The sequence below is a fragment of the Rhodococcus sp. ABRD24 genome (genome assembly GCF_004328705.1).
Lineage (GTDB): Bacteria > Actinomycetota > Actinomycetes > Mycobacteriales > Mycobacteriaceae > Prescottella.
This window is the reverse complement of the sequence record NZ_CP035319.1, coordinates 4,148,798-4,172,875: the sequence shown is the minus strand read 5'-3', so window position 1 is coordinate 4,172,875 and position 24,078 is coordinate 4,148,798. Positions and strand designations below refer to the sequence as shown.

The 24,078-nt window shown below is 65.4% G+C and carries 23 protein-coding genes and 3 pseudogenes; 14 read left to right on the top strand and 12 right to left on the bottom strand.

Annotated features, from left to right (window positions below; all coding sequences use genetic code 11):
* Window positions 1-39: 39 nt before the first annotated feature.
* The 3 genes from ERC79_RS18670 (at window position 40) to ERC79_RS18660 (ending at window position 2,679) form a co-directional block, all read left to right on the top strand.
* Window positions 40-1,473, top strand: coding sequence for an MFS transporter (locus ERC79_RS18670; protein ID WP_242676637.1), 1,434 nt, complete (start codon window positions 40-42; stop codon window positions 1,471-1,473).
* 350 nt (window positions 1,474-1,823) lie between these two features.
* Window positions 1,824-2,066 carry a maltose regulon activator MalT gene (locus tag ERC79_RS18665; protein ID WP_131579893.1) on the top strand — a complete coding sequence of 81 codons (243 nt, stop codon included), beginning with the start codon at window positions 1,824-1,826 and terminating at the stop codon, window positions 2,064-2,066.
* Window positions 2,067-2,178: 112 nt separating this feature from the next.
* A complete protein-coding gene (locus ERC79_RS18660; protein ID WP_131579892.1) occupies window positions 2,179-2,679 on the top strand; it encodes a nuclear transport factor 2 family protein in 501 nt (166 codons plus the stop codon).
* Window positions 2,680-2,745: 66 nt separating this feature from the next.
* Here the strand turns inward: ERC79_RS18660 and ERC79_RS18655 are convergent, their stop codons facing one another.
* The 5 genes from ERC79_RS18655 to ERC79_RS18635 all read right to left on the bottom strand — a co-directional run bounded on the left by ERC79_RS18655 (window position 2,746) and on the right by ERC79_RS18635 (window position 9,317).
* Window positions 2,746-3,096: a hypothetical protein gene (locus ERC79_RS18655; RefSeq protein WP_131579891.1), complete on the bottom strand. Its 351-nt coding sequence runs from the start codon at window positions 3,094-3,096 to the stop codon at window positions 2,746-2,748.
* 140 nt (window positions 3,097-3,236) lie between these two features.
* Window positions 3,237-3,971 carry a DUF1906 domain-containing protein gene (locus tag ERC79_RS18650; protein WP_131579890.1) on the bottom strand — a complete coding sequence of 245 codons (735 nt, stop codon included), beginning with the start codon at window positions 3,969-3,971 and terminating at the stop codon, window positions 3,237-3,239.
* A gap of 139 nt (window positions 3,972-4,110) precedes the next feature.
* On the bottom strand, window positions 4,111-6,399 hold the full coding sequence (locus tag ERC79_RS18645; protein WP_131579889.1) for a hypothetical protein: 2,289 nt from the start codon (window positions 6,397-6,399) through the stop codon (window positions 4,111-4,113).
* Between the two features lie 135 nt (window positions 6,400-6,534).
* Window positions 6,535-7,494, bottom strand: coding sequence for a restriction endonuclease (locus ERC79_RS18640; protein WP_242676636.1), 960 nt, complete (start codon window positions 7,492-7,494; stop codon window positions 6,535-6,537).
* A gap of 212 nt (window positions 7,495-7,706) precedes the next feature.
* The gene (locus ERC79_RS18635; protein WP_131581316.1) at window positions 7,707-9,317 is read right to left on the bottom strand and encodes an amidohydrolase; all 1,611 of its coding nucleotides are present in this window, start codon (window positions 9,315-9,317) and stop codon (window positions 7,707-7,709) included.
* Between the two features lie 165 nt (window positions 9,318-9,482).
* Here ERC79_RS18635 and ERC79_RS18630 point away from each other — a divergent pair, with 165 nt between their 5' ends.
* Window positions 9,483-9,710 (top strand): hypothetical protein, encoded by a 228-nt coding sequence (locus tag ERC79_RS18630; RefSeq protein WP_131579887.1) that lies wholly within the window; start codon window positions 9,483-9,485, stop codon window positions 9,708-9,710.
* 42 nt (window positions 9,711-9,752) lie between these two features.
* Here ERC79_RS18630 and ERC79_RS18625 read toward each other — a convergent pair whose 3' ends face one another.
* Window positions 9,753-10,388, bottom strand: a complete 636-nt coding sequence (locus ERC79_RS18625) for a class F sortase (RefSeq protein ID WP_242676635.1) — start codon at window positions 10,386-10,388, stop codon at window positions 9,753-9,755.
* Window positions 10,389-10,412: 24 nt separating this feature from the next.
* Window positions 10,413-11,906, bottom strand: a complete 1,494-nt coding sequence (locus ERC79_RS18620) for a hypothetical protein (protein ID WP_131579885.1) — start codon at window positions 11,904-11,906, stop codon at window positions 10,413-10,415.
* A gap of 317 nt (window positions 11,907-12,223) precedes the next feature.
* On the opposite strand from ERC79_RS18620, the gene ERC79_RS18615 reads away from it, so the two are divergent.
* Window positions 12,224-12,874 (top strand): DUF4913 domain-containing protein, encoded by a 651-nt coding sequence (locus ERC79_RS18615; RefSeq protein ID WP_242676634.1) that lies wholly within the window; start codon window positions 12,224-12,226, stop codon window positions 12,872-12,874.
* Window positions 12,875-13,087: 213 nt separating this feature from the next.
* Here ERC79_RS18615 and ERC79_RS18610 read toward each other — a convergent pair whose 3' ends face one another.
* Entirely contained in the window at window positions 13,088-13,483 is a 396-nt protein-coding gene (locus ERC79_RS18610) for an integrase core domain-containing protein (protein WP_165497170.1), read from the bottom strand.
* 3 nt (window positions 13,484-13,486) lie between these two features.
* Between ERC79_RS18610 and ERC79_RS23630 the strand changes: the two genes are divergently transcribed.
* The 4 genes and pseudogenes from ERC79_RS23630 to ERC79_RS18595 all read left to right on the top strand — a co-directional run bounded on the left by ERC79_RS23630 (window position 13,487) and on the right by ERC79_RS18595 (window position 15,824).
* Window positions 13,487-13,681, top strand: coding sequence for a hypothetical protein (locus ERC79_RS23630; protein WP_242676633.1), 195 nt, complete (start codon window positions 13,487-13,489; stop codon window positions 13,679-13,681).
* A 358-nt stretch (window positions 13,682-14,039) separates the two neighbouring features.
* A pseudogene (locus tag ERC79_RS23855) lies at window positions 14,040-14,246 on the top strand (hypothetical protein); the annotation flags it as partial.
* A gap of 24 nt (window positions 14,247-14,270) precedes the next feature.
* Window positions 14,271-14,783, top strand: coding sequence for a hypothetical protein (locus tag ERC79_RS18600; RefSeq protein WP_242676932.1), 513 nt, complete (start codon window positions 14,271-14,273; stop codon window positions 14,781-14,783).
* 273 nt (window positions 14,784-15,056) lie between these two features.
* A complete protein-coding gene (locus ERC79_RS18595) occupies window positions 15,057-15,824 on the top strand; it encodes a DUF6226 family protein (RefSeq protein WP_207390364.1) in 768 nt (255 codons plus the stop codon).
* Window positions 15,825-15,877: 53 nt separating this feature from the next.
* On the opposite strand, the pseudogene ERC79_RS18590 reads toward ERC79_RS18595, so the two are convergent.
* A pseudogene (locus ERC79_RS18590) lies at window positions 15,878-16,042 on the bottom strand (transposase); the annotation flags it as partial.
* 128 nt (window positions 16,043-16,170) lie between these two features.
* Between ERC79_RS18590 and ERC79_RS18585 the strand changes: the two are divergent.
* Both ERC79_RS18585 and ERC79_RS18580 read left to right on the top strand, forming a co-directional pair.
* Window positions 16,171-17,564 (top strand): annotated as a pseudogene (locus tag ERC79_RS18585) (IS1380 family transposase).
* Between the two features lie 151 nt (window positions 17,565-17,715).
* Window positions 17,716-18,264, top strand: a complete 549-nt coding sequence (locus ERC79_RS18580) for a zeta toxin family protein (protein WP_131579881.1) — start codon at window positions 17,716-17,718, stop codon at window positions 18,262-18,264.
* Here ERC79_RS18580 and ERC79_RS18575 read toward each other — a convergent pair.
* The 3 genes from ERC79_RS18575 to ERC79_RS18565 are packed head-to-tail and all read right to left on the bottom strand — an operon-like array spanning window position 18,242 to window position 20,959.
* Window positions 18,242-18,922 carry a GNAT family protein gene (locus ERC79_RS18575; RefSeq protein ID WP_242676632.1) on the bottom strand — a complete coding sequence of 227 codons (681 nt, stop codon included), beginning with the start codon at window positions 18,920-18,922 and terminating at the stop codon, window positions 18,242-18,244. The genes ERC79_RS18580 and ERC79_RS18575 overlap by 23 nt on opposite strands.
* 56 nt (window positions 18,923-18,978) lie before the next feature.
* Window positions 18,979-19,764, bottom strand: coding sequence for an SDR family oxidoreductase (locus ERC79_RS18570; protein WP_131579879.1), 786 nt, complete (start codon window positions 19,762-19,764; stop codon window positions 18,979-18,981).
* Window positions 19,757-20,959, bottom strand: a complete 1,203-nt coding sequence (locus ERC79_RS18565; RefSeq protein WP_131579878.1) for a cytochrome P450 — start codon at window positions 20,957-20,959, stop codon at window positions 19,757-19,759. Before ERC79_RS18565 ends, ERC79_RS18570 begins: the two co-directional genes overlap by 8 nt.
* A gap of 158 nt (window positions 20,960-21,117) precedes the next feature.
* Here ERC79_RS18565 and ERC79_RS18560 point away from each other — a divergent pair, with 158 nt between their 5' ends.
* From ERC79_RS18560 to ERC79_RS18550, 3 genes are all read left to right on the top strand, one after another.
* Window positions 21,118-22,590, top strand: coding sequence for an aldehyde dehydrogenase (locus ERC79_RS18560; RefSeq protein WP_131579877.1), 1,473 nt, complete (start codon window positions 21,118-21,120; stop codon window positions 22,588-22,590).
* Between the two features lie 90 nt (window positions 22,591-22,680).
* Entirely contained in the window at window positions 22,681-23,601 is a 921-nt protein-coding gene (locus ERC79_RS18555) for an NAD(P)-dependent oxidoreductase (protein ID WP_131579876.1), read from the top strand.
* Window positions 23,582-24,046 (top strand): carboxymuconolactone decarboxylase family protein, encoded by a 465-nt coding sequence (locus tag ERC79_RS18550; protein WP_131579875.1) that lies wholly within the window; start codon window positions 23,582-23,584, stop codon window positions 24,044-24,046. Before ERC79_RS18555 ends, ERC79_RS18550 begins: the two co-directional genes overlap by 20 nt.
* Window positions 24,047-24,078 lie beyond the last annotated feature (32 nt).

The following is a 24,078-nucleotide window of genomic DNA, read 5'->3' as shown; positions in this document are numbered from 1 at the left end:
ACACTCTTGTACGCCTCAGCACTTCCCAGGAGTCTGCCCGTGATCGATCTCGCCGCCCCCGCCCCGACAACCGAGGGGCCGACGAGTTCTGGGAGACTCATCGTCACGGTCCTCGGCTTCTGCGGCATCGTCGTCGCGCTGATGCAGACCCTCGTCGTGCCGATCATTCCGCAGCTGCCGCACCTGGTTTCGGCGAGCCCGGCGGATACATCGTGGGCTGTGACGGCGACTCTTCTCGCGGCCGCCGTGACCACGCCGATCAGCGGACGCCTCGGCGACATGTTCGGCAAGAAGCACATGCTGATCGCGTGCCTGCTGGTCATGGTCGCCGGGTCCGGGGTGTGCGCATTCTCCTCATCTCTCGCGCCCCTCGTGATCGGTCGAGCGCTGCAGGGCGCATCGATGGGCGCGATCCCGCTCGGGATCAGCATCCTGCGGGACGAGCTCTCGCCGAAGAAGGTTGCCGGCGCAATGGCAGTCATGAGCGCGACGTTGGGTGTCGGCGGCGCGATCGGTCTCCCTGTCGCTGCGGCGATCGCGCAGTCGACCGACTGGCACATGCTGTTCTGGACCTCGGCCGCCCTCGGCGTCCTGTGCGTGGTCTTCGCCTACTTCGCGATCCCGGAGTCCACCGTCCGCAACCCCGGGCGCTTCGACGTCACCGGGGCCCTCGGCCTCAGCGTCGCACTGATTCTGCTCCTGGTACCGATCACCAAGGGCGGTACGTGGGGGTGGGGCAGCGCGACGACACTGGGAATGCTGGCGGCGGCGGCCGTCGTGCTCGTCGCCTGGGGATTCCTCCAACTACGAACCACCCGGCCTCTGGTCGATCTTCGCGTCTCGGCTCGTCCGCCCGTACTGTTCACCAACCTTGCATCCATCGCAATCGGTTTCGCCATGTACGGCAATGCTCTGACGCTGCCGCAGTTGCTGATGGCCCCGGAGTCCACCGGATACGGGCTCGGGCTGTCGATGGTCGCGGCCGGAATCGCGCTCGCTCCGGGCGGCCTCCTGATGATGGCCCTGTCCCCGGTGTCGGCCAGGATCTCTGCCTGGCGCGGCCCGCGGGTCACCCTGATGACCGGGTCCGTCGTGGTCGGTCTCGGCTATCTATCCGTCTTCTTCGCCTCGTCCACCGTGTGGATGATCATGCTCGGCGGCATGGTGATCGGTGCCGGTGTGGGCCTGAGCTACTCATCGATGCCCGCCCTCATCATCGGCGCCGTGCCGGTATCGGAGACCGCCGCAGCAAATGGGCTCAACTCGCTGATGCGCTCGATCGGTACGTCGGTTTCGGCCGCAGTCATCAGCGTCGTGCTCGCCGGCATGACGATCACCGTCGGGACCGTCACAATCCCCTCGCTCGGCGCGTTCCGCGCTACATTCGCAATCTCCATCGTCGCGGCGGCGGCGGCGCTGCTGTTCGCCTTCCTCATTCCCAGGAGCAAGCCGGCCGGCAAGCACTCCGGCTGAGGGCTGGTACGCCATCGCCCGACCCGGCACGGTGCCGGATCGGGCGATGGCGCTTCGCTTTCCCCTACACGTTCTGCTGGGTCTGGCCACCCGAAGTGCTGCTCTCCGAGGAGCCCATGTACAGGCTCGTTGCGATCGTGTAGAGGAAGTTGATGAGAAATTCCACGAGACCCTCCGTGACATAGCTGATTTCGGACCGTTCACGGTAACCGAATCGGTCCGTGACTCGGACCTGTACCGGGCATATCGCAGGTTTCCCTCACTGCGTTTCATCCGGGCGTGCTCTCACACCGGTGCGGTAGCGTTGACTACGTCATCGGTGAAGTCGCTCCAGGACGGGAGTAGCGACCATGAGCAAAGAGAAATGGTGGGTTCTCGCGGGCCCGAACAGCAGTTGGCTGCTCGAGCAGCGGCCCAATGGGGACCACGTCGTCGTCAACCGCAACACCGCGGAGGAGCACATCCTCGCCGGATACCAGTGGATGCACGTCAAACACTCGGACGCCGAGACCGGAACCCCCGAACACGGCATCAAGGTTCTCGGGGAGGGTCCCCCGCCGTTCGGTGAATGGACCGAGTTCCACGGGTCCTGACCGCACCATGGTCCGATTCGGCAAACAACTGAAACACGTTCCAATTGTGGGTTAGGTTGCTGGGCACGACCCGACAACCGGGTATCCACAATCGAGCAGGAGGAACGCAGCGATGGGGTGGAGCCGCGAGGAACTCGAGGTCGCCTTCGAGAACTACCAGAAGACGGTGGTCGAGGCGACACGGACCGGCGACTGGAACATGTTTGCCGACCAGTTCACCGAGGATGCCACCTACGTCGAGCACGCATTCGGCAGTTTCGAGGGGCGAGAAGCGATCCGCCGCTGGGTGACTCGGACGATGACTGCGTTCCCCGGCAGCCGAATGCCTGCATTCCCGGTGTCCTGGTACGTGATAGACGAGAACCGCGGATGGGTGATCTGCGAGGTCCAGAATCCGATGGAGGATCCCGGCGACGGCAGCGAGCACGGGGCAGCGAACATCACGATCCTGCACTACGCGGGCGACAACCTCTGGTCCCACGAGGAGGACGCCTACAACCCGATGAACTTCCTTTCGATGGCCAAGACCTGGTGCCGACATGCGGAGGAATCGGGGTGCCTTCCAGACGACGCTCGGGAGTGGCTCGAAAAGATGTCGAACATCCCGGGCTGACCGCCTCAGACGCGAAGCGGGCGCCCTCCTGACGGAGGGCGCCCGCTTCGCGTACTCGCGTGCGAATCAGGTCCAGAGTGCCGCGATGAGTGCGTTGACGATGGCGAGGACGCCGACCGCGTGCACAATGTTCACGTTGCCCTCACTGCGCTTCTCACGGGCTCGGCCGATCTCGGCGAGCGCCACGACGACAAGCGTCACGAGGAGCTTCACGCCGACCTTGATGTGGTTGTAGTCCTTGTCCAGCGCGCCTTCGCCGATGCCGACGATCGCGAGACCCGTGAGCAGCTGCACGCGCGCACCCCAGACGATCACCTCGCTGATCCGCGGGGCCTGCAGGACCGAGAGGTAACCACCGACGATTGCGGCCATACCCAGCAGGTGGGCGGCGACGAGGATGTTGTAGACGACAGACATGCCATTACCTTAGCTTTACGTGCCCGGTAGCAGCACGATTCCGAGTGGGAAATCAATCCTTGGATTGATTCGTGCCGTTGCGGACGTAGCAGCTTCGGCGAGCGGGCTATGAGACGAGGGGCGCTACGAGAGAAGGGGCGCTATGAGAGGAAGTAGGGCCTGCGGAGTGACCATTGCCCGTAGTCAGGCTTGAGGATCGAGTTGAGATCGACGCCGATCCCCTCGATCTTCCGCTTGTCGATCTCGAACTGGTGCAGGTGGGCCGCAGGATGGACGTAGCCGGCCGGAGTGCCCCAATTGTGCTGCCAGAACCAGGCTCCCACGCCCGCGCGTAGGCAGCGATCGATCGTCGGCGAGTTCGCGTAGACGCCGACGTTGTGATGTCCGACCACCGATTCCCAGCCGCGAAGATACTGCAGGACCGGATTGTCGCGCTCCCACTGGGACGGGTTGTCGTCGATGGACGCGTAGATCGGCGCGTTGTCGGGACCACCGGCGGCGCGGTGCAGTTCGAGCCCGCGCCGCGCGTGCCACACACCGGCGTCGAAGCCACCTCGCCAGTCGGACGTCTCCCCCTTGCCGAATTGATAGCAGGACACCACCTGCAGGCCGAGCGCGGCCATGGCTGCGGCTTCCCCGAACTGCATCGGCTTGCCCAGCATCCATTCGGCACCGGGACGACGGTCCGAGACATAGCGGATGGCGCCGACATGCCCGGCCGCGCGGATCCCGATCGGCGACGGCACGCCAGCGGAGTAATCGACGAGTGTCGCCGGACCCGCACTCGCAATGGAGGGACCCGTAACGGCCGCCACTCCAGCGGCAACGGTGCCGACAGCGGCAAACTTGAACAGTTCTCGTCTGGATACCTGCACTGCAAAACCTCACATCGCCGGGTGATTCCGGCCTCACTGTGGCGGGCACGTCGCGGCGGAAACGTCGCCGACGCTGTTGGATTCGTCGCCTATTCCACCACAGTCCCGCTGATTTCGTCTGCCACATGAGTGACTCTGGTCACGGTGCACAGATCCCCGTCACTGCTGCGGCAAGTACTTCACCCCTGGCCATCGCACCCTCGAAGTCAACGGCATTCATCGAGACTGCACCCGTGAAGCTTCCGACTACCAGCGCCAACACCCCGGACGGACGCTGAAGGACGCCTTGATGCCACGCATGATCCGGCATGAAGGACTGGAACAGCAGCTTCCGATCACCTCCCGCGTCGTCGCGCCCCGCATAAATGAACACTCGGGTGGGCCACAGAATGTAGCCCCAGTCTTCGAGAAGAGGAAGCGGTTCCTGCTCGAAACTCCGGAAGGTGCAGAAGCCCTCGGCGGAGAGAATCCGAAGCACCTCGTCCGTGCGTTGCCGATCCACGCGGCCGGACATCCGCGGTGGCCGCGGCGAATCGAGATCGACTATCAACGCGGGCAAGTCAGCGAGCATGCCGAGTCGTAGCCGCGGCCGCCCAGCGAACACAGCGATCTCGGGGACTCCTGCCAGTGCGCTCACCGCGGCAACGTCCGCTTCGATGATGGATTGCAATGCGCCGCCGACAGTGTCGGCCGGGCGATCGCTGCCAGGAACCGCGGCGCTATCGTCCGGAGTTGGGACTTCGTGGCCCCCGTTCGTCTTGTGCGCACCCGGGACCTGCGACTTCGGCAAGGCTGCCACCGTGGAACGCCACTGCTCGAGCAGACCCGGCGGATCGGTCTCGAGCAGTTGCTCTTTGGTGACATTTCGCGGAGGCATGATCGCGGCGACCTTGGGAACACCACGCAGCTGATCGAGCTGCGACCGATAGCCCCCGGCGTCCTCGAGGAAGGCCGCGACGGCATCGAGTTCGTCGGAGAACAGGAGACCGTCGTGCAGTAGATCTTGCCGGAAGCTCACATAGTCGACGAACTCGTCAGCGCCGCGGAGCGTTCTGGCAAGGAGGACGATATCCATCACGGAGAAGGCCGGCGCGTGGGACCTGCCTGCACGGATCATGTCGAGCGCGGCCGCATTCCGAATACCGCCGCTGTAGTCGTGCAACGTGACAACTAGTCCGAAGACGCGGCCTTCGGGCCGCAGAAGCAGCTCTTGTCCATCCGAGATCAGCGGGCTGCCCGCATTGAGGGCCCAGACTCGCTTGTCTACCTGATCAATCGCCTCGGTGATCTGCTTGACGAAGTTCCGTTCGGCAGCATGTGGATCGCGGGAATCGGAGCGCGATTTCGCTTCACCCACGAAGATCGTCGACGAATCTGTTACTGCGAAGTCGATCTCCCCGGGATTTCCGTCCTCGATGCGCACCATCGAACCCGACTCGAGTGCTCGAAATCCCGTCCCGGCGAGTTCGGTGAGCAATCGTGCACACACATGCTCGAAGGCGGCCGACATGTGCTGCTGACCCAGGCGCCTGGCGAGGTACGCAAACACAGTGATGTGCAAGCGCGAGTTCAGGGATTGCAGGCCTGCCGGAATCAAGGCCTCTCCGACGCGAACAAAGGGCCGCATGGTCAGATCCAGGGTTGCCATCAACTCGACGAACGGCATATCCGCGAGCTCACCGGCGGCAACCGAACAGTCGCACGCGATCTCGCGCAGCTCCGATGACATCGGTGGACCAACCGCCGAGAGTTCGTCACCGAACACTGGCGAATCGAAATACTCGATGTAGTGGGCGAACTCGTCGGCCACTCGCGGCGGGAGGTCGGGGTCACCTGCACACAGGAGAATCTCTCGAGTGGCAGCGAGTGTCGCCCATCGGAAGTGCGTCACCATCGGCATCATCCGCGCCACCATCGACGACTGCGGAAAGTATTGAACTCCCGGCGCGCCGACGCCAGCATCACCGAAACTCACCAGGCCCCGCAACTCTTCAACAGCAATCCATTGAACGGCGAGTGCGCAGAATCTCGCGAAGTACGCTCCCTTGGGAGCACTCGGGTCGCCTCCCGCAGCCCCGACAATCCACAACAACCGCTCGAGGCCGACCTGCTCGAGCAGGGTCCATCCACGAATCGTCGATGCGGTACCGATGCACCACTGAAGATCATCAATCGTGGCCGGGTTGATCTTCCGCAGTGCCGCCTCGAGCGCCTCGGCCAGTCGCGAGTGTTCGGCATCGACCGCCGTGACAAGGTCTGCGGTCTCCTGCTCACGGATCCTCGAAGCGAGCACGTGAGATTCAACAGTGCTCCCGAGCTCGTCGAACCATCCCAAGAGCTCAACCACCTGACGACCGGCAATCGACTCGCGAAACCGGCCATCCAGATACCGAATCAGGTAGCTGTACGTCTCGAATTCTGCTGCCACTGAAATGACGTCCCCTCATCCCCACATTTGGCGATCCACAACTGTACGTTCGACTGTTGTGGTCCGCGCCGGGGGCGACCCGCACGACTGGAGCGGCCTACCCACACTCACCAACTGCGTGGGCGCGATCCTGTCCTAGTCGGACTCGAGGCCCGCGAAGAAGTCCGCGCGCACGGTCACGTCCTCGACGACCCGGGTCGCAGTGTGGACACCGAGCGAATGCTCTTTGAGCAACTCGCACAACCGGTCCCCGTCGATGAGGTCGACCGGCGGCGCACCGTCGCGACGTGACTCGGCACGGGCCTCGCTGGTGAAGGTACCCGTCGTGATCAGCAAGCCCTTCTCCCCGCGTCCGGCCATCGCACCGCGCAGTTCGCGGATCGCACCCGCACCGACGCTGCCGCTGACCCGCTTGCACTGAAACGCGACCGCGAAACTCAGCAGCGAGATCTGGCACATCCCGAGCCCGTCGATGCCGCCATCCGTCCCGCGGGACGTGATCGTGGCACTCGAGAATCCAGCCTCCCGCAGCAGACGTTGAGTGAGTCGCTCGAATCCGGTGGGCGACATGCGCAGGATCGCGTCGAGCAGTGCGGGCTTCCACGCCGTGGCGTCGACGGAGTCGCCACAGGACGGGTCGGCGCCGGCATCCGAATTCAAGTCGGCCAACGGAAGTGCCTGCGCACCAGAAGTATTGGACTTACGACTCAGCCGCTTGCGACGCTTCTCCGCGGTGAATGCGGTGAGCAGCGGACGCAATTCAGGCTCTGCGGCCTCCCGGCCTCGCTTGGTCACCGTCCACACCGCGCGCCGACTGTTGGCAATCAGACCCATGCCCTTGAGATACGTACGCGCCCAGGCCAATCGGTACTCGACCTCGGTACCGGGCCCATCACCGTGCAGAATGCCCTGCAGTTCCGGCGACCACTCCTGCCGCTCGACGACCGCGCTGTCGAGTTCGTTGTTGGAGGCCGATCCGCCCAGCGCGATCAGCGCCTGCAGAGTCGGCCACAGAAGGTCGGTGTAGGGCGGGAGCTGGGCGATCAGATTCCCCTGACCGGCACCGTCCCCACGCTCTGGCTCCTGCACCTGCACACCCGCTCCCATCACACCGTCGATCGGCGGCCGCTTGCGTTCCTGATCAGCCTGCCGACCTGGATGTTATCCGGTCGTGCGCGGGCCGCCGCCTCCCACCCGGCAACCCTGCCGATGGCCGGTGCGTCGGCAATCGTCGAATCGACCGTCCGAACTCGAGCTCGGCGGCGCAGCAAGTGCCTGCCACGCGGTGCGCGGATCCGGCCGACTGCTCAGAGACTGCCGAACACCGCCCGGCCGGCGAACACGGTAGCGCGTACCTCGAGATTCTCGAGCTCGTCCGGCTCGACCGTGAGCGGGTTCGCTGAGAGTACGACCAGATCTGCATGAGATCCGGGAACAAGCGTTCCGATGCTGTCCTCGCTGAACAACTGCCACGCAGCATCCACCGTCTGGGCCCGCAGGGCCGCCTGTACGGGGATGCGCTCGTCGGGCGCCAGGACGTGACCGCTGCGCGAGCGGCGGGTGACAGCGTCGGCGATGTTCCGGATCGGATTGGTGGGCGTGACCGGTCCGTCGTTGTGAAACGAGATGCGATGGCCCGCGGCAAGCGCTGAGCCCGCGGCGGCCCAGTGACCACCGTGGTCGCTGCCGAACAGGTCGTCTACCAGAACGTCGCCCCAGTAGTAGAGGTGGTCGACGAAGAGGCTGCACGTAACGCCGAGCGCGGCGGCGCGGGCGAACTGGTCCGGGCGCATCGCACCGACGTGTTCGAGCCGCAGACGATGGTCCGGGCGGGGATCGTCACCGAGCATCTTCTCCCAGGCGTCGAGCACCATCGTGATCGCTTCATCGCCGTGTGCGTGGCAGGCGATCTGCCAGCCGCGGTCGAAGTACGGGGTGCTGATCTCGCGGATCTGCTTGCCTGTGTAGTTCGCGTGCCCGTGGCTGCAGGCCATACCGAGCGCACGGGTGGCGGGCGTGTCGAGGTACGGGAAGCTCAGGGCAATGTTGCCGATCCACGGCGAGCCATCCGACCAGATCTTGATACCGACCTGACGGACGAGATCATCGCCGGCACCTGGCTCGACGTCGGATGCACGAGAGACGTCCGACATCTCGTACAGGCGCAGTCTCGTGGTGAGCACCCCGGCCTCTACCGCGGCGGCGAGGGCCGGTCGCATCGCCGGGTCGAACGCCATCTCGCTGACCGTGGTGACGCCGGCGGCGTTCATTCGGGCACACTCGGCGGCGAGCAGCGCCGGGAAGCCGGCCGGGTCCAGCGACAGCACCCGGCCCGCGACAGCGAGCACCGCGGCCATCTCGTATGCGACGCCGTCGAGTTCCCCGGCGTCGTCGCGACCGAACTTCGCGCCCTCGGGATCCGGGGTGTCGCGCGTGATTCCGGCCGCGACCGCTGCGGCGGAATTGAAGTAGGCGGCGTGCCCCGAATTGTGCAGGATCACCAGCGGGGCGGCGGGTGAGATGCCGTCCAGCCATTGCAGAGTCGGCTCGGGCAACCCCTTCTGCAGCAAAGGATCCCAACCGTTGAGCAGAGCGCCCTCGGGTCCACATTCGGCCACGGCACGCTCGATCGCCGCCAACACCCCGTCGGCGTCGGCAATGGTGACGGGCCGAATGTCGACGACCGGTTCGCCGAGTACTACAGCCTCGTTCAACGGATGCCCGTGAGCCTCGATGAATCCGGGGAGGATGCACCCATCGCCGACATCGTGGACCACTGTGGCCGGGCCGATGTGCGGCGCGACATCGGCGTCGGACCCGACGGCGAGAATGCGACCGTCCGCCACGGCCACCGCCGTTGCCTGCGGCAACGACTCGTCCATCGTCAGCACATCTCCGAACAGCACCAGATCAGCCATCTCACCGCTTCCCCGTCCCACTGCACCCTCCTGATGGCCACGATCTTGGACGCACGTCACGCTACAGTTCGACTGAGATGTGCGCGCGGGGAATCGCGCACTGCCGCCGTGTAGTAACAATGGAGAGCCAGTCCCACTACATCGTTCGATGCAAAGGAACGCAACATGGCAAAGAAGCGCTGGGCAGAACTCAGCCCCCTGCAGCGGGTAGCGATCATCACTGCGGGTTCGGTGCAGTTGAGTCTCGCCGCCACCGCGTGGACGGATCTTGCGAGGAGCCGACCCGAAGAAATCAACGGCCGGAAGGGCAAGTGGGCCGCGATCATCGCGATCAACTTCATCGGCCCGCTGTCATACTTCCGTTGGGGCAAGCGCCGTCCCGACTCGGCCTGACCCGCTGACCTCCTGCGTGATGGGACCGCCATCCGCAGGGGGTCAGTGTGTGGTCGGCAGGCTGGCGGTGACCAGGTCCGCGAACACGACAGTGTTGTCGCGGTAGGTGCTGGCACCGGAATCGAACTCTCCCCCACAAGTGATCAGCCGCAGCCCCGGGTGATCGAGATCCCCGTAGACCCGCGCCGTCGGGAAGGCCGACTTCGCGTGGTCCTCGACGGCGGTGACGCGGAAGTCTGCCTGCGCCCCATCCGCGCGGGTCACGGTGATCGCATCGCCCGGCAACAGATCGTGTAAACGATGGAAGACGCCGGGACTGCCCGCCCAATCGACGTGACCGGCCACTACGGCCGGCCCGACCTCTCCGGGAACCGGTGAGCCCGAATACCATCCGGCCGGAAACCCTTCGGGCGGAACCTCGAGGGTACCGTCGGCGTTGAGCCCGAGGTCGATCAGTCCCGAGTCCAATCCGATTGCCGGGGCCTGGATCCGGACCGGCCGCGCTTGCGCGGTCGGTTCCATCACGGCCGCGTTGTCTGGCTGCACGACCGCAGCCGGAACAGGCACCCGCGTGGGCGATCCGGCACTGCCACACCCGGTGACAACGAGCACGACTGCGAAGCAGGCGGCCGCGAAGGCCGCTGGGCCGGTACGCCGCGAGCGCGGGCATCTCGCCATCCTGATCATCCGACCCTGCTGTTCCTACGGCTCCCGACGGTGGCGTCCCGCGACAGTCGAAGAGCCCGCCGCCGCGGCAGCGAGCAGCAGCGCCGTACCGAGCAGGATGCCGCGGCCGGGCTCACCAGCCGACTCGCCGCGCCCTCCGGCATCGACGCCGCCGACGGGAACGGCAGTGATCTGACCGCCGGTGCGGGCCGGTTCCCACGCGTTGGATTCATTGTCGCGGTGTTGTGCAAATCCATTCGCATCGGTCAGCGAAGCCCCGAGGGTGGCGTCGATAGCAGTCGCGTCCTGCCGCTCGACGGTGTCGTCGTGCCCGGCGACAACGCTCCTGGTTCCGATTTCTCCAGGACCACTCCCGTCACCGGCCTCACCGCGATTCTCCTCGCCGACGAATCCCCCGCTGCTGCCCGGCACAGGCCTGCCGGCGGCAGCACTTCCGAGAGCTGCGCTGCCAAGCGTCACGCCGCCGAAGGCCGCACTGCCGAGTGCGGAGCTTCCGACGACGGTGCTGCCGAGCGCCGCGCCGCCGAGCACCGCACTGCCCAGCGCCGGGACACCGAGCACTGCGCTGCCGAGTGCTGAGCTCCCGAGTGCCGCACTACCACTGTCGCTTCCGGATCCGCCCGCGCTACCAGCGCTAGCACTGTCGACGCTACCCGCACCCAGGCTGCCGAGAGCGAGCCCGGCCAGGCTGCCGAGTCCCGGGGCACCCAGCACTGCGCTACCGAGTCTCGCACTGCCAGCGCTCCCGGTGGTGGTACTCGCGCTACCACCGGTTCCGATCTCGCCACTGCCGTTTGCGACGCTGCTGCCCACGCCGAGACCGTCCACGATCGCGCTACCCAACGCGAGCCCGGCCAGGCTGCCGAGTGTAGGAGTGCCGACTACCGCGCTGCCGAGTGCGGGCGGAGCAAGCACAGCACTGCCGAGCGCCGCGCTGCCCAGCTCCGCACTCCCGACCCCGCCACTCCCGGCCCCGCCACTGCCGGATTCACTACCAGCACTGCCGCTGCCGGAACCACCGCCGCTCCCGAGCGCGAGGCTGCCGAGGGCGAGTCCCGCGAGGCTGCCCAGCCCCGGTGCGCCCAAGACGGCGCTGCCCATCCCGGCACTGCCGAGCGCTCCACCAGCGGCGCTGCCAGCGGAAGTGCCAGAGCTGCCACCGGAGCCGAATTCACCGCTGCCGGTGCTGCCGGTGCTACCCAGGCCGAGGTCGCTCATATCGGCGCTGCCCAGTGCGAGCGAAGCCAGGATGCCCAGGGCAGGGGCGCCCACGACAGTGCTTCCAACCGCCGGAGCTGCGAGAATTGCGCTGCCCAAACCCACGCTGCCGCCGCCCGTACTACCGCCGGCACCGCCATTGGGAATCTTCGACGAGCCCGAGGAAGCGAGCGGGGCGGAGTGCCCGACCGCGGGCACTGCAATCGTCAATGCTCCGACCGCCGTCGCGGCTACCATTACCCGGCTCTTCATCGTCAGCGTGCGAGTGTTCCTGGCTCGGTGGGCAGACATGGTGGTACGACCTCCTCCATCAGCAATACGAAAAGCCAGCCGATACCACATGGACGCAGAAAGAATCTCCGAATGTCCGCATTACTCTCACGAATTCGCCCGCCCCGACTGACGGATCAAGGGTTCCCCAGCTACATGCTTATCGGCGAGGTGAACGTAGCATCTCGAACCAATCTCGATTGTGGAATTCGCCCGAATCAGGTCGAACGTCCAACAGCGTCGTTGCTACCCGTTCAGCCTCGTCAACCGTCCGGTGAAGCGACCCGGCCGGATCGGGAACGCTGTCGCTGGTCCCCCACACGCGAGGAGACCCGACGATGATCGCCACGAACCCGAACCAGCTCGCGTGGGACGAAGGCAAGCCCGAGAACGGCGGCGAGGAAGACTTCGACGCAGACGCCGCGCTCGACGAGATGTGGGCCAGCGAAGCGGTCGAGGCCGAGGCCGAATCCGATAGCGACGCCGACACAGTCGAGGACGCCGATCCCGAGTCCGAGGGTGAGCCCGAGGATGAGCAGGACGTCACCAACGACCTCGTCGAGGACGCCGACGCCGAGCCGGACTTCACGCAATACGACGAGCACGAGCCCGACAGCGAGGACGACGAGGAAGAGACGATCGAACCGCGGTACGCGAACGTCTTCGAATGGGTCGACTGCTTCTTCATCAAGGTGATCCGCCGCCGGATCAACCCAGACGCCGGCAAAGGTCTGTCCTGGGACCAGCGCTGGTGGATGTACCCCGAGGTTGTCGGCCGACTCAAGGCCCTCCACCAAGCATGGGAAAAAGCCCGCGCCGACAAAGACCCTGCTGCTATGTCGAACTGGTGGATCCACCACCTCGACGCCCACCTACGCGTCATCCTCGACGGCGACACCGGACCGATGTCCCACGCACCGACCATGCACCCGTCGATGGGCAGCGCCGCCGTCCCCGACGCCATCCTCACCGCACTGCTTGGCGAGTAGCGGTTTCTGTACGTCGGTGCCGCTCTCTAAACTCTCAGATCGTTATTGGAGAGCATGGGTCAGTCGTCAGTTAATCTCTGGATACTCATCATCCTTGCCGTCGTGAGTCTGTTCAGTGTCTGGCCCAAAGGGCGGAAGCTGGTCGACAACTGACTGGCCGGTCCCCGATAGCGCGACCACCCGGGAGTAGAGCCCGGTTTGTTTCGTCCGTTGTCAGTTGATCCCACAGTCCACCGGGTGGCGGGTGTGGGTGCAGGCCGCAGCGTACTCGGCCGGTGTCCGGTAGCCCAGCGCTGAATGCCAGTGTCGCAGGTTGTGGTCGGTTTTGAAGTCACCGATGACCACGCGGGCCTCGAGCAGGGAGGTCCAGTGGTTGCGGTTGAGGCACTCGGCACGAAGCCGGCGGTTGAACGATTCGATGTAGCCGTTGTTCCAGGGCGTACCGGGCGGGATATAGGTGATCCCGACCCGGTCGCCGCAAAACCGTTGCAGCGCTTCGGAAATCATCTCCGGACCGTTGTCGCACCGCAGCACCCTCGGGACACCACGGACACCGAACACCCGCTCGAGTTCGGCGACGAGCTTCTCACCGGTGATCGAGCGTTCCACCAGATGCAGCAGCGACTCCCGGGTGGGGGTACCGCCCTGCACGAAGTGCTTGGGGGAGGTTCATCGACCATCGACGCGATCTTCCCCGCCCGTCCGTCGACGGTGGAGTCGAACTGGAAATCCAACGCCCACACCGTCCTCGGTGCATCCGCAGTGATCGCCGGCACCGACGAGGATCCGGCGCGTTTACGCCGCTGATGCACCCGCACCTGCAGGCCCTCCTGTTTCCACAACCGGTGCACCCGCTTACGGTTGACCCGGTGGCCTTCGTCGAACCTCAACGCCGCCCACGCCCGGCGGAACCCGTGACAGGGGTTCTTGCGCGCGTACTCGCGCAGCCAGGCCCTGACACCGGCATCGGGATCGTCCGGGGTCTGATCGGCCGGCAACCGCCGGAACGTGGATCGATGCAGCCCGACGACCTTACAGGCGAACCGCTCGGACATGCCCTTGACCTGCACAAGCATGTCCACCGCCCGCCGCTTGGCCGCCGGGCCTAAAATTTTCCCTTCGCGATCTCCCGCAGCGCATCCTTGACGCCGATCTGTCTGAACGAATGGCGCTGGCTCTCACCTCGAATTGCCAAACGTACTGGCCGTCGCCGCACGCAGTGTGCGGGGCTATCCGTGACAAGTACAACGCCATGGGCGGCCCCGGCAGTTGGTTGAGTTTCCCGAACTCGCCCGAGTACCAGAACCCAGGAAACACTGGCGCACGCAGCGAGTTCTTGAATGGCTCCATCTACTGGTCTGCAGCCACTGGCGCGCATCCCGTCACCCTCCTGTTCATGACCAAGTGGCAACAACACGGCTGGGAGGCCGGCTCGCTGGGCTACCCAGCCACCGACGAGATCCCCAATGGGGATAACATCGCCATAGCCTACTTTGACGCAATCGAAAATGGTCAGCCCGCGCCCGCGGCGCGGGGAACAGTAAGCTACGGCCCCTGCAAAATTGAGCCGCGGTACATTCACTGGCGTACAAGAAGTGGGACCGGGATGGGATACGGAGTTGCCGGCTTCAAGCCGTATACATGGTGCGACGTGGCCGTGGAGAGCATCAAGCACGAGTCCGACCTGAGGTATAAGTACTGGACGACGTGGCCCAGGGCTATTTCGGCGACTGAACAGACGACGATGGGACCTGTGATTTCTTTCGAGCAGAAGAACCTGTCCTTCCACTGCACCGGGAAGGTGATGACCCGATTCGGTGGCCGGACCATGGGCACGATCATTTACGGCGGGAAGACATACTACGCTGCGGTCTATCCGCCCACAAAGGAGCTTGACTGCGAGGTCTGAGGTCGGATCCCTCAAGATTCGCGGAACCGATAGGTCTGCACCCACCCCTCGTTGAACAACCAACTCGCACTCAATGAGTATGGCCGAAACCACGAAACCCCGTTGATGCAACGACGCACCCATAAGCGTATCCTGCAAAATGTTCGGGGTTTCGTGGTTTCGTGGTTTCATTCAAAGAATCTCCATCCTGCGGATATTTTCCAAAGACCAGCCGCATAAAACACTACGCAGAGGCGATTGCGGCATATCCCTACGCGCGGGTACGTTCATGTGGTGACTTCTAGTCAAGCGCGGTCTTGGTGGGACGAGTACAACGGCAACCTTTTCAGCGCAGTCGAAAATGGCTGGCGCGGATACGTACCGCTGCTGTCCGGTGACATGTGCGACTTACTCGCCGACGTCGACAACGTTTTCGCGGTCACTGGCGCCGACACTCCTGGGTGGCCAAACCCGTACAAGGATGGCCAGGTACCGAACGAGGAAGCCTACGAGCGGGTCACAGACCCAGAGAAGTTCCTGATCGTGGTCGCCCGAGCGCAAGCCTGGACGAAAGTTCTCCTCGATCGCGGCTGGGCACGCGAAGCATCTGAAACAAGGTGGGCGTTCCGCCCACTCGACGCCGGCGGGGCCGGAACAATTCTCGCACCGACAGCTGCCGGTGCGGTCCCATTGGTGTTGACAACACACACGCCAGTGGACAGCGAACACATATTCACCGTGACGGTCGCGGCCGGCGACCCGGCGGTGAGTTTGGCATCGATCCCCGACTGTGGGTGCGATGCGTGCGATCGCGGGTCCACAGAACTGATTAAAGACATGGACCAGTGGGTGCTATCTGTCGTCGATGGATCCCTCGAAGTCCATCTCACAGAGCATGACTACTCAGTGCGCACATCATTCATCAACCAAGCTGGCGATGTTCGAAGTATCGACGAGCCCACATCTTTCAGAGCCGCACCGTGGCCGCCGAAGTGGCGATCTCGGCTCCTGGACGCACCCGGCCATGACAGTGGTGACATTGGCTCTGATTCAGGCGCCTGACATGGATCGGAGTCCAGACTCTCGAGGGCGGCCTTGAATGACTCTTTCCTGATTCAGAGTGCGTTGATCCGATCCTGAAGCTGACCGGAGTGGATCAACGACAACAGGATGTAGTGGTTGATGTTGCGGGACCCGAGCGCGATGCCGCGTAGGTGTTCGAGTCGGCCGTTGATCGCCTCGACCGGGCCGTTCGAGACCCTGACGTCGAAGTAGGCGAGGGCCAGCCTCGCGCTTTCACGGTGATTCGCCGACGGCATCGTGTCGCTTATGAAGAAAGGTGCTCCGACCTGCGAAAATTCGACTTGTCTAAGGTTGAACATTCGCGTGATCGAGGAGCACCTTTCAGGTGAGGAAGTTTACGTCCTGCTGTCCGTCGTTGTCCGCAAGCGCCACCGGATCGGGTGTTGTGTCGCACGCCGGTGCGGTGCTGCTGCTGCGCACCGCGAGAAGACGGGTCTGACGACGGCGTTGTCGGCCGCGCTGTCGCCGTGGCGCAAGCCCCTGGCCACGCACGATCCGGGCAAGATCGTGCTCGACCTCGCTGTCGGATTAGCGATCGGCGGGGACTGTTTGGCCGATGTGGCCCAGTTGCGGGCGCATCCGGAGGTGTTCGGGGTCGTGGCCTCGGATCCGACTGTCTCGCGGGCGATCGGCGCGCTGGCCGGCGACACGACGGCGGTGTTGGCGGCGATCGACACCGCCCGTGCGCAAGCCCGTGCCTGGGCGTGGTCCGCGGCCGGAGACCGCGCCCCCGATCACGGCAGCGGCGAGGCGACGCCGCTGATCATCGACCTCGACGCGACCCTGGTGACCGCGCATTCCGACAAGGAGTCTGCGGCACCAACATACAAGCAGGGCTACGGGTTTCACCCGCTGTGCGCGTTCGCTGATCACGGCGAGAGTGGGACCGGGGAACCGGTGGCGATGCTGCTGCGCCCCGGCAACGCCGGCGCGAACACCGCCGCCGACCACGGCACCGTGGTCAAGACGGCGCTCGCACAGTTGCCGTGCGATCCGGGCTACCGGGTCGGGCGGAAGGTGCTGATCCGCACCGATGCCGCCGGCGGCACCCACGAGTTCCTCAAGTACCTGACCAAACGACAGCTGGCGTATTCGGTCGGATTCGGGCTCACCGCGGCGATGATGGACAGGATCGGCCTGATCCCGAAGGACGTGTAGACACCGGCATACGACGCCGACGGACAGGTCAGAGAAGGCGCCTGGGTAGCGGAGCTGACCGGACTGCTCGACCTGTCCGGTTGGCCGGAGGGCATGCGGGTGATCGTCCGGAAGGAACGCCCCCATCCGGGGGCGCAGTTGCGGTTCACCGACGTCGACGGACTGCGGTTGACCGCGTTCGCCACGAACACCCGCCGCGGCCAACTACCCGACCTAGAGCTACGCCATCGGCGCCGGGCCCGCTGCGAGGACCGCATCCGTGGCGCGAAAGACACCGGACTGCAGAACCTTCCACTCCACCAGTTCGATCAGAACCGGATCTGGTTGGCGGTCGTGCAACTCGCGTGCGAGCTGATCGCGTGGGCCCAGATGCTCGCCTTCGACACCGAACACGCACGGCGGTGGGAACCCAAACGGCTGCGCCTGCGGCTGTTCCAGGTCGCCGGCCGCATCGCCCGCCACGCCCGCCGCACCCACCTGAGGTTGTCCGCGAACGCACGCCACGGCGACCTGCTCACCACCGCGCTCACCCGCCTGACGAGGCTGCCGGCACCCACCTGACCAGTACGAATCCGACCAGCCGAGACAAGAGGACAACCCACCCTCGGGGCCCTGGACCCCGACGCCACCCGACCGCGTCGGGCAGTCGCCCAGCGCCGAACACGAAAACCACGGCCGGGACCAGCGGCAATGGCGCGAACTCGATGCCGATGTGTTCAAGCGGTACCTCCTCGAAGCGGCAGTCGCGGACGGTTCCCTACAGGAACTGTTGCCACCGGAGCTGCGGTCACAGCCGGGCGAGGCGAGCCTGTTCTATCCCTTCGAGCTGTCCGCGCTCGTCCACCGCGAGTCGACCGACTTCCTGTTCGCGGCCGCAGAGCGCGACGCCGTGGCCCGCGGCGAGAACCTGATCATCGACGGAACCCTCGCCTGGAAGAGTCACGCCGAGCGGCTGGTCTCCGACCTGAGCCGGGCCGGCTACACCATCCAGGTCATCGACGTCGAGGCTCCGAAGGGCGTAGCCGCCGAGCGAATCGTCGCCAGGTGGCGTCAGGGCTTCCTCCAGGCGCTCAACGCGCCGGCCGATCCCGCCGCGCAGCTCGGCGGCCGGTGGGTGCCCGCGACCGCCGTGGACTCGTTGTTCACCGAGTTTCGGGAGCCGGACAAGGCACCTCTGCACGGAAAGTCCGTCACCGAGGTCAACGCCCTCGAGGTCAGCGAAGCGAGCATACCGGGAGTCAGTTTTGCAGCCGCGAGGTGAGGCGCTGACGCACATCCGGCCAGTCCTCCGCGATCACGGAAAACATGACAGTGTCACGGACGGTCCCGTCGGGTCGCCGAAAATGGCGCCGCAGAGTTCCCTCGTACTGGGCACCGAGCCGGGCAATGGCCTGTTGGGAGCGGTGATTTCTGGCGTCAGTCTTGAGTTGGACGCGGCCTGCGCGAAGGGTGTCGAAGGCATAGCCCAGTAGCAGCAGCTTGGTCTCCGGGTTCACCGCACTGGACCACACCGCGGGTGTGTACAGCGTGTAGCCGATCTCGAGACGCGCATCGTGCGCGCTCGCGTCGAGAAACGAGGTCGTGCCGACCACCGCACCTGCCGGCAGACCCGCGATCGCGCATCGGGTGCGAACGATCCAGGTATTCCACTCAGGCTGGACGTGACGGGAGCGCAGGATCTCCTCGAAACCCCGCGGATCGCAGGGACGCCCAGGAACATATGCCCAGACGGCGTCGTCGTCGAGCGCCCGGAACAAGTCCGCTGCGTCAGCAGCCGGATCGACCGGATTCAACCGCACTACCTCGCCTGTCAGCTCCGTCTCAGCGGGGACCGGCCAGGTCAGACGAGGCCAGGGCTCGTCGACAGGGCGCGGATCTCGGACTGGGTCGAAGCGGTCCAGGTCGGGTGTCTGATGCACGACAGGGACTATAGAAGGCCGACGACGCCCACCGCCTGCCGTATTCGCGCCGCAGGTCATCCACCCTCCCTCCGCAGGGGTGCCTCAGGCTGCACCTCGACGAGAACGAGGTGCGCGCCGCGGGGCGCGGACACGACGGCGACGACAGCGGCCGCAATGTCCGAGGACCGCAGAAAGTACGGGTGACGGGCGAGGCCCCAGTCTGCCCAGCTCTCGAGCACCGGACCGATGACCTCGGGGGTAGAGGCCATCCCCATCCCGGTCAGCGTCGGCCCGGGTCGAACGATGGATGCGCGAACTCCCGTGCCTTCCAACTCCATCCGCATCTGTCGGCCCATCGCCTCGAGCCCGGTCTTGGCTGCGTTGTAGGCGCCGACCCGAGGGCGGGGCGAGTCCGCGCAGTCGGATCCGATGAGGACGAAGTCGCCGCGTCGGCGCTCGATCATGCCCGGTAACACCCGGTGCACGAGCCGTTGTGCGCCCACCAGGTGCACGTTCACCTGAGCGAGGAAAAGGTCCGGATCCATCTCGTGGGCCTGTGAGAACTCGAGATCACCGGCCCCTGACAGGACGATCTCCGTGGGACCGAGCGCGTCCTCGGCCGCTCCGACGAATGCATCGACGGAACCGTTGTCGGTGACGTCGAGGTGCAGCGAGACGGCTTCGCCGCCGGTGTTGCGGATCTTCTCCGCGAGGGCCTCACACTGGTCGACGCGTCGGGCGCCGAGAGCAACCGGGTGACCGAGGTCAGCGAGCGCGAACGCAGTCGCGGTGCCGATGCCGGACGATGCGCCGGCGATCAGGGCCGGCCGGCGTTGTGGATTCGGTTCGAATCTAGGCACTGCGCAGCTTCACTTTCATCGGAAGGGAGGCAAAGCCTCGAACGTTGCTGGAATGCACACGGACAGATGCGGCCTCGTCGACCTCGAACTGCTTCACCCGCCTGGCAAGTTCGGCCAGCGCGATGTTCGCTTCGAGCCTTGCCAAATGAGCGCCGAGGCAGAAATGGGTGCCGCTGCCGAAGCTGGCGAGCTTGCTGGTGCTGTCCCGGCCGATTCGGAACTCGTCGGCCTCGTCGAACACCCGCGGATCGCGGTTCGCAGAGCCGACGAGCAGCAGCACCCGCTCCCCCGCCGGCACGGTGCGTCCGTGATAGTCGAGATCGACTGCCGCAGTGCGGACGAGGATCTGACTGGAGGTGTCGTAGCGCAGCGTCTCCTCCACCCACTGCGGTGCGAGCCCGGGATCGCGCAGCACCAGCGCGACCTCGTCAGGGTTGCGCGAACCCCAGAATGCGGCGTTACCGAGAAGCTTCGTCGTGGTCTCGTTGCCTGCGACCACCATCAGGAACAGGAACGCGATGATCTCCCCATCGGTGAGCTTGTCCCCGTCCATCTCCGCGTCCACCAGAGCCGACGTGAGATCCGTGGTGCGCGAACGGCGGCGCTCGGCGAGCATGTCGACGTAGTAGTCGAGGAGCTTCATCGACGCATCGATCGCCGCGGGCGGAATGTCCTGGACACCGTCCTCCCTGTGCACCACCAGGTCCGCGAGCCGACGCAACTCCGACCGGTCTGCCTCCGGGACACCCATCAGCTCGGAGATCACGTCCATCGGCAGCTTTCCCGCGACCTCGCCGATCCAGTCGAATTCGCCCGCGTCGAGCGCGGGTTCCAGGTACTGCACCGTCAGTTCGTGGATTCGCTCCCCGAGTTCGGCCACCCGGCGCGGCGTGAATCCGCGCGAGACGAGCTGACGCATCCGCATGTGCCGGGGGTCGTCCATCGCGAGGAAGGACATCGTCCGGTGTGCATGCGGGCCGTACGCCGCCGGGTCGAGTGACACCCCGTTGGCGCTCGAGAGGCGCCGGGCATCCCGGAATCCGCCGAGCACATCGGCGTGACGCGATAACGCCCAGAAGCCGATGTCCGCGTTGTGATAGAGCGGCGCCTCCTCACGCAGTCGCGCATAAGTGGGGTAGGGATCGTCCTGGAGGTCGTAATCGTATGGATTGAACACAAGCGCATCGGCAGACATCTCCGCTGACGAGTCACGTTGCGAAATAGGAACTTCGCCCATTTTCATTCACTCCAGCATCATCTTGACGAAGCACACTTCACTGGACACATGTCTGGACATTACTACCACGTCGGACTAATGTCCCGACACCTGTCCAGAAAGGTTGTGAACGGGTCATGACGCTTCGCCCCACCGACAGCTCCGCTCTCCTGATCGACGGCAAACTGGTCCCCGGCCGCGGAGGCGTGTTCGCGACCGTCGACCCCGCCACCGAAGGCGTGCTGGGGCACGCCGCCGAGGGCACCGCTGCCGACATGGATTCAGCGATCGCCGCCGCCCGGCGCGCGTTCGACGAGACCACCTGGTCACGCGATCACAGCTTCCGATCCCGCTGCCTGCGGCAACTCCGGGACGCCCTGCAGGCGCACATCGAGGAGCTGCGCGAGATCACGATGGCGGAGGTCGGATCACCGAGGATGCTGACCGCAGGCCCGCAACTCGAAGGCCCTGTCGCGGATCTGGGCTACTTCGCGAACCTGGCCGAATCATATTCCTGGGAAACCGATCTGGGCGTCGCATCACCGATGGGCATCCGAACCCACCGGCGCATCCTCAAGGAGGCAGTCGGCGTCGTCGGCGCGATCACGCCGTGGAACTTCCCGCACCAGATCAATTTCGCCAAGATCGGGCCGGCGCTGGCAGCAGGGAACACCGTCGTACTCAAACCTGCCCCGGACACGCCGTGGTGTGCGGCACTGATCGGCAAGGTCATCGCCGAGGAGACCGACATCCCCGCCGGGGTGGTCAATATCGTCACATCCACCGATCATGGGCTCGGCACCCAACTCTCCCGGGACCCGCGGGTGGACCTCATCTCGTTCACCGGGTCCACCGAGACCGGCAAGGCGGTGATGGCCGCGGCCTCCGAGACGTTGAAGAAGGTGCTCCTCGAACTCGGCGGCAAGTCGGCGTTCATCGTCCTCGATGACGCCGACCTCGCCGGGGCCTGCGCGGTCGCGGCGTTCACCGTATGCACCCACGCCGGCCAGGGCTGCGCGATCACGACCCGGCTGCTGGTACCGCGTGAAAGGTACGACGAGGCGGTACAGGTCACGGCGAGGACGCTGTCACAGATCCGCCCAGGCCACCCTGCTGACCCCGGAACCATCTGCGGCCCAGTCATTTCGGCACGCCAGCGGGCGCGGATCGAGGACTACCTGAAACTCGCGGTCGAGGAGGGCGGCACTATCGTCGTCGGTGGCGAACGGCCGGCCGAGCACGAGTGCGGATTCTTCGTCGAGCCCACGTTGATCTCTGGCCTGGACAACAATTCTCGCGTCGCACGGGAAGAGATCTTCGGCCCTGTTCTGGTGATCCTCCCCCACGACGGCGACGAGGACGCAATCCGGATCGCGAACGACTCACCGTACGGGCTGTCCGGGTCCGTGTGGGGCACCGACCCCGAGCGGGTGCAGCGAGCGGCCTCGGAGATCCGGACCGGCACGCTCAGCGTCAACGGCGGCGTCTGGTACGCCGCCGACGCCCCGTTCGGCGGGTACAAACAGTCCGGTACCGGCCGGGAAATGGGCATCGCCGGTTTCGAGGAGTATCTGGAGATCAAGCTCGTCGCGGAATCCGCACAGTCGTAAACCGCACTCACCCGAGGAGAACGCACGTGGTCCGAATACGCAGGTTCCTGCACGCCAGATCGTCAATGCCAAAGGCAGGCAGGTGATCCGATCGTGAATAGCGAGGGCGCTACCGTCGGCTGCATCGGCCTGGGCAACATGGGTGCGCCGATGGCCACCCGCCTGCTCGAAAGACCGGGCACGCTGGTGGTGTGCGATGCCCGGCTCGAAGCACTCGATCCGTTCACATCGGCGGGCGCAGTGGCGGTTCCGACACCGGCCGAGGTGGCAGCGTCGGCGACAGTCATCTCGGTGACCGTGCTCGACGACGCCCAGGTCCGAGACGTCGTCTCCGGGCCACACGGAATCCTGGCCGCGGCTCGACCGGGAACGGTGATCGCGGTGCACTCCACTATCAGCGACGTCACCGCCACCGAACTGGCCGGACAATGCAGCGCCCGTGGCGTCGACCTGGTCGACGCACCTGTCAGCGGCGGTGCGGTCGGCGCGCGGCAGGGCCGACTCGCCGTGATGGTCGGCGGCAGCGACGAGGCGTTCGAGGCGGTGCGGGAACCGTTCGGGCACTTCGCCGAACTGGTGATTCACGCCGGGCCCGTCGGCGCCGGAACACGGATGAAGCTGGCACGCAACCTACTTCACTTCGTGTCCTTCACCGCGGCGTGCGAAGCCCAGCGGCTCGCCGAGGCCGCCGGCATCGACATCCGTAAGCTCGGCAAGATCGTCCGGCATACCGACGCGATCACCGGCGGTCCGGGAGCAATCATGTTGCGCGAGAAGATCGCCCCCCTCGAAGACGGCGATCCGTGGCACTCGATCCTGTCCCGCGTTCGCGATCTCGGCGAGAAGGACCTCGCGCTGGCACTCGACTTGGGCGCCCGAATCGACGTCGACTTACCGCTTACCCATATCGCTCTGACCGGACTCGGCCCGGAACTCGGCGTCGGCACCGGAACCGTCGCAGATCAGTTCCACCTCGACCAGAAGGAGACACATGACCCGCAAGAACAATGACAGCGCTGCGTCGGAGCGACGCGCGCGCGGCGTGCAGATGATGAACCAGGTGTACGGCTGGGAGATGCCCGCGGACGTGCCCGGCGACTTCTTCGCCGTCACCGCGGACCATCTGTTCGCCGATATCTGGACCCGTCCCGGACTGAGCGTGCGTGATCGCCGCCTGCTGCTGTTGGGCGTGATCGCGGCACAGGGGCAGACCGAGGTCGCGAAGATCCAGATCAACGCCGCGCTGAGTAACGAGGAACTCACCGAGGAGCAGCTGGAGGAAGCCGCGATTTTCCTGTGCCACTACGTGGGCTGGCCCCTCGGCACCGGGCTCAACAACGCGTTGATCTCGGTCAAGGCCGACCGTGGCCGTGCGGCGCGGGCCGCGAAGAAGCAACCGGACAGCCAGTCCTGTGATTCGGGCACACCCGCATCACCTAACGTCGATACTCTGTAATTGGAACACGTTCTACCCGCTCGACTGTCGAA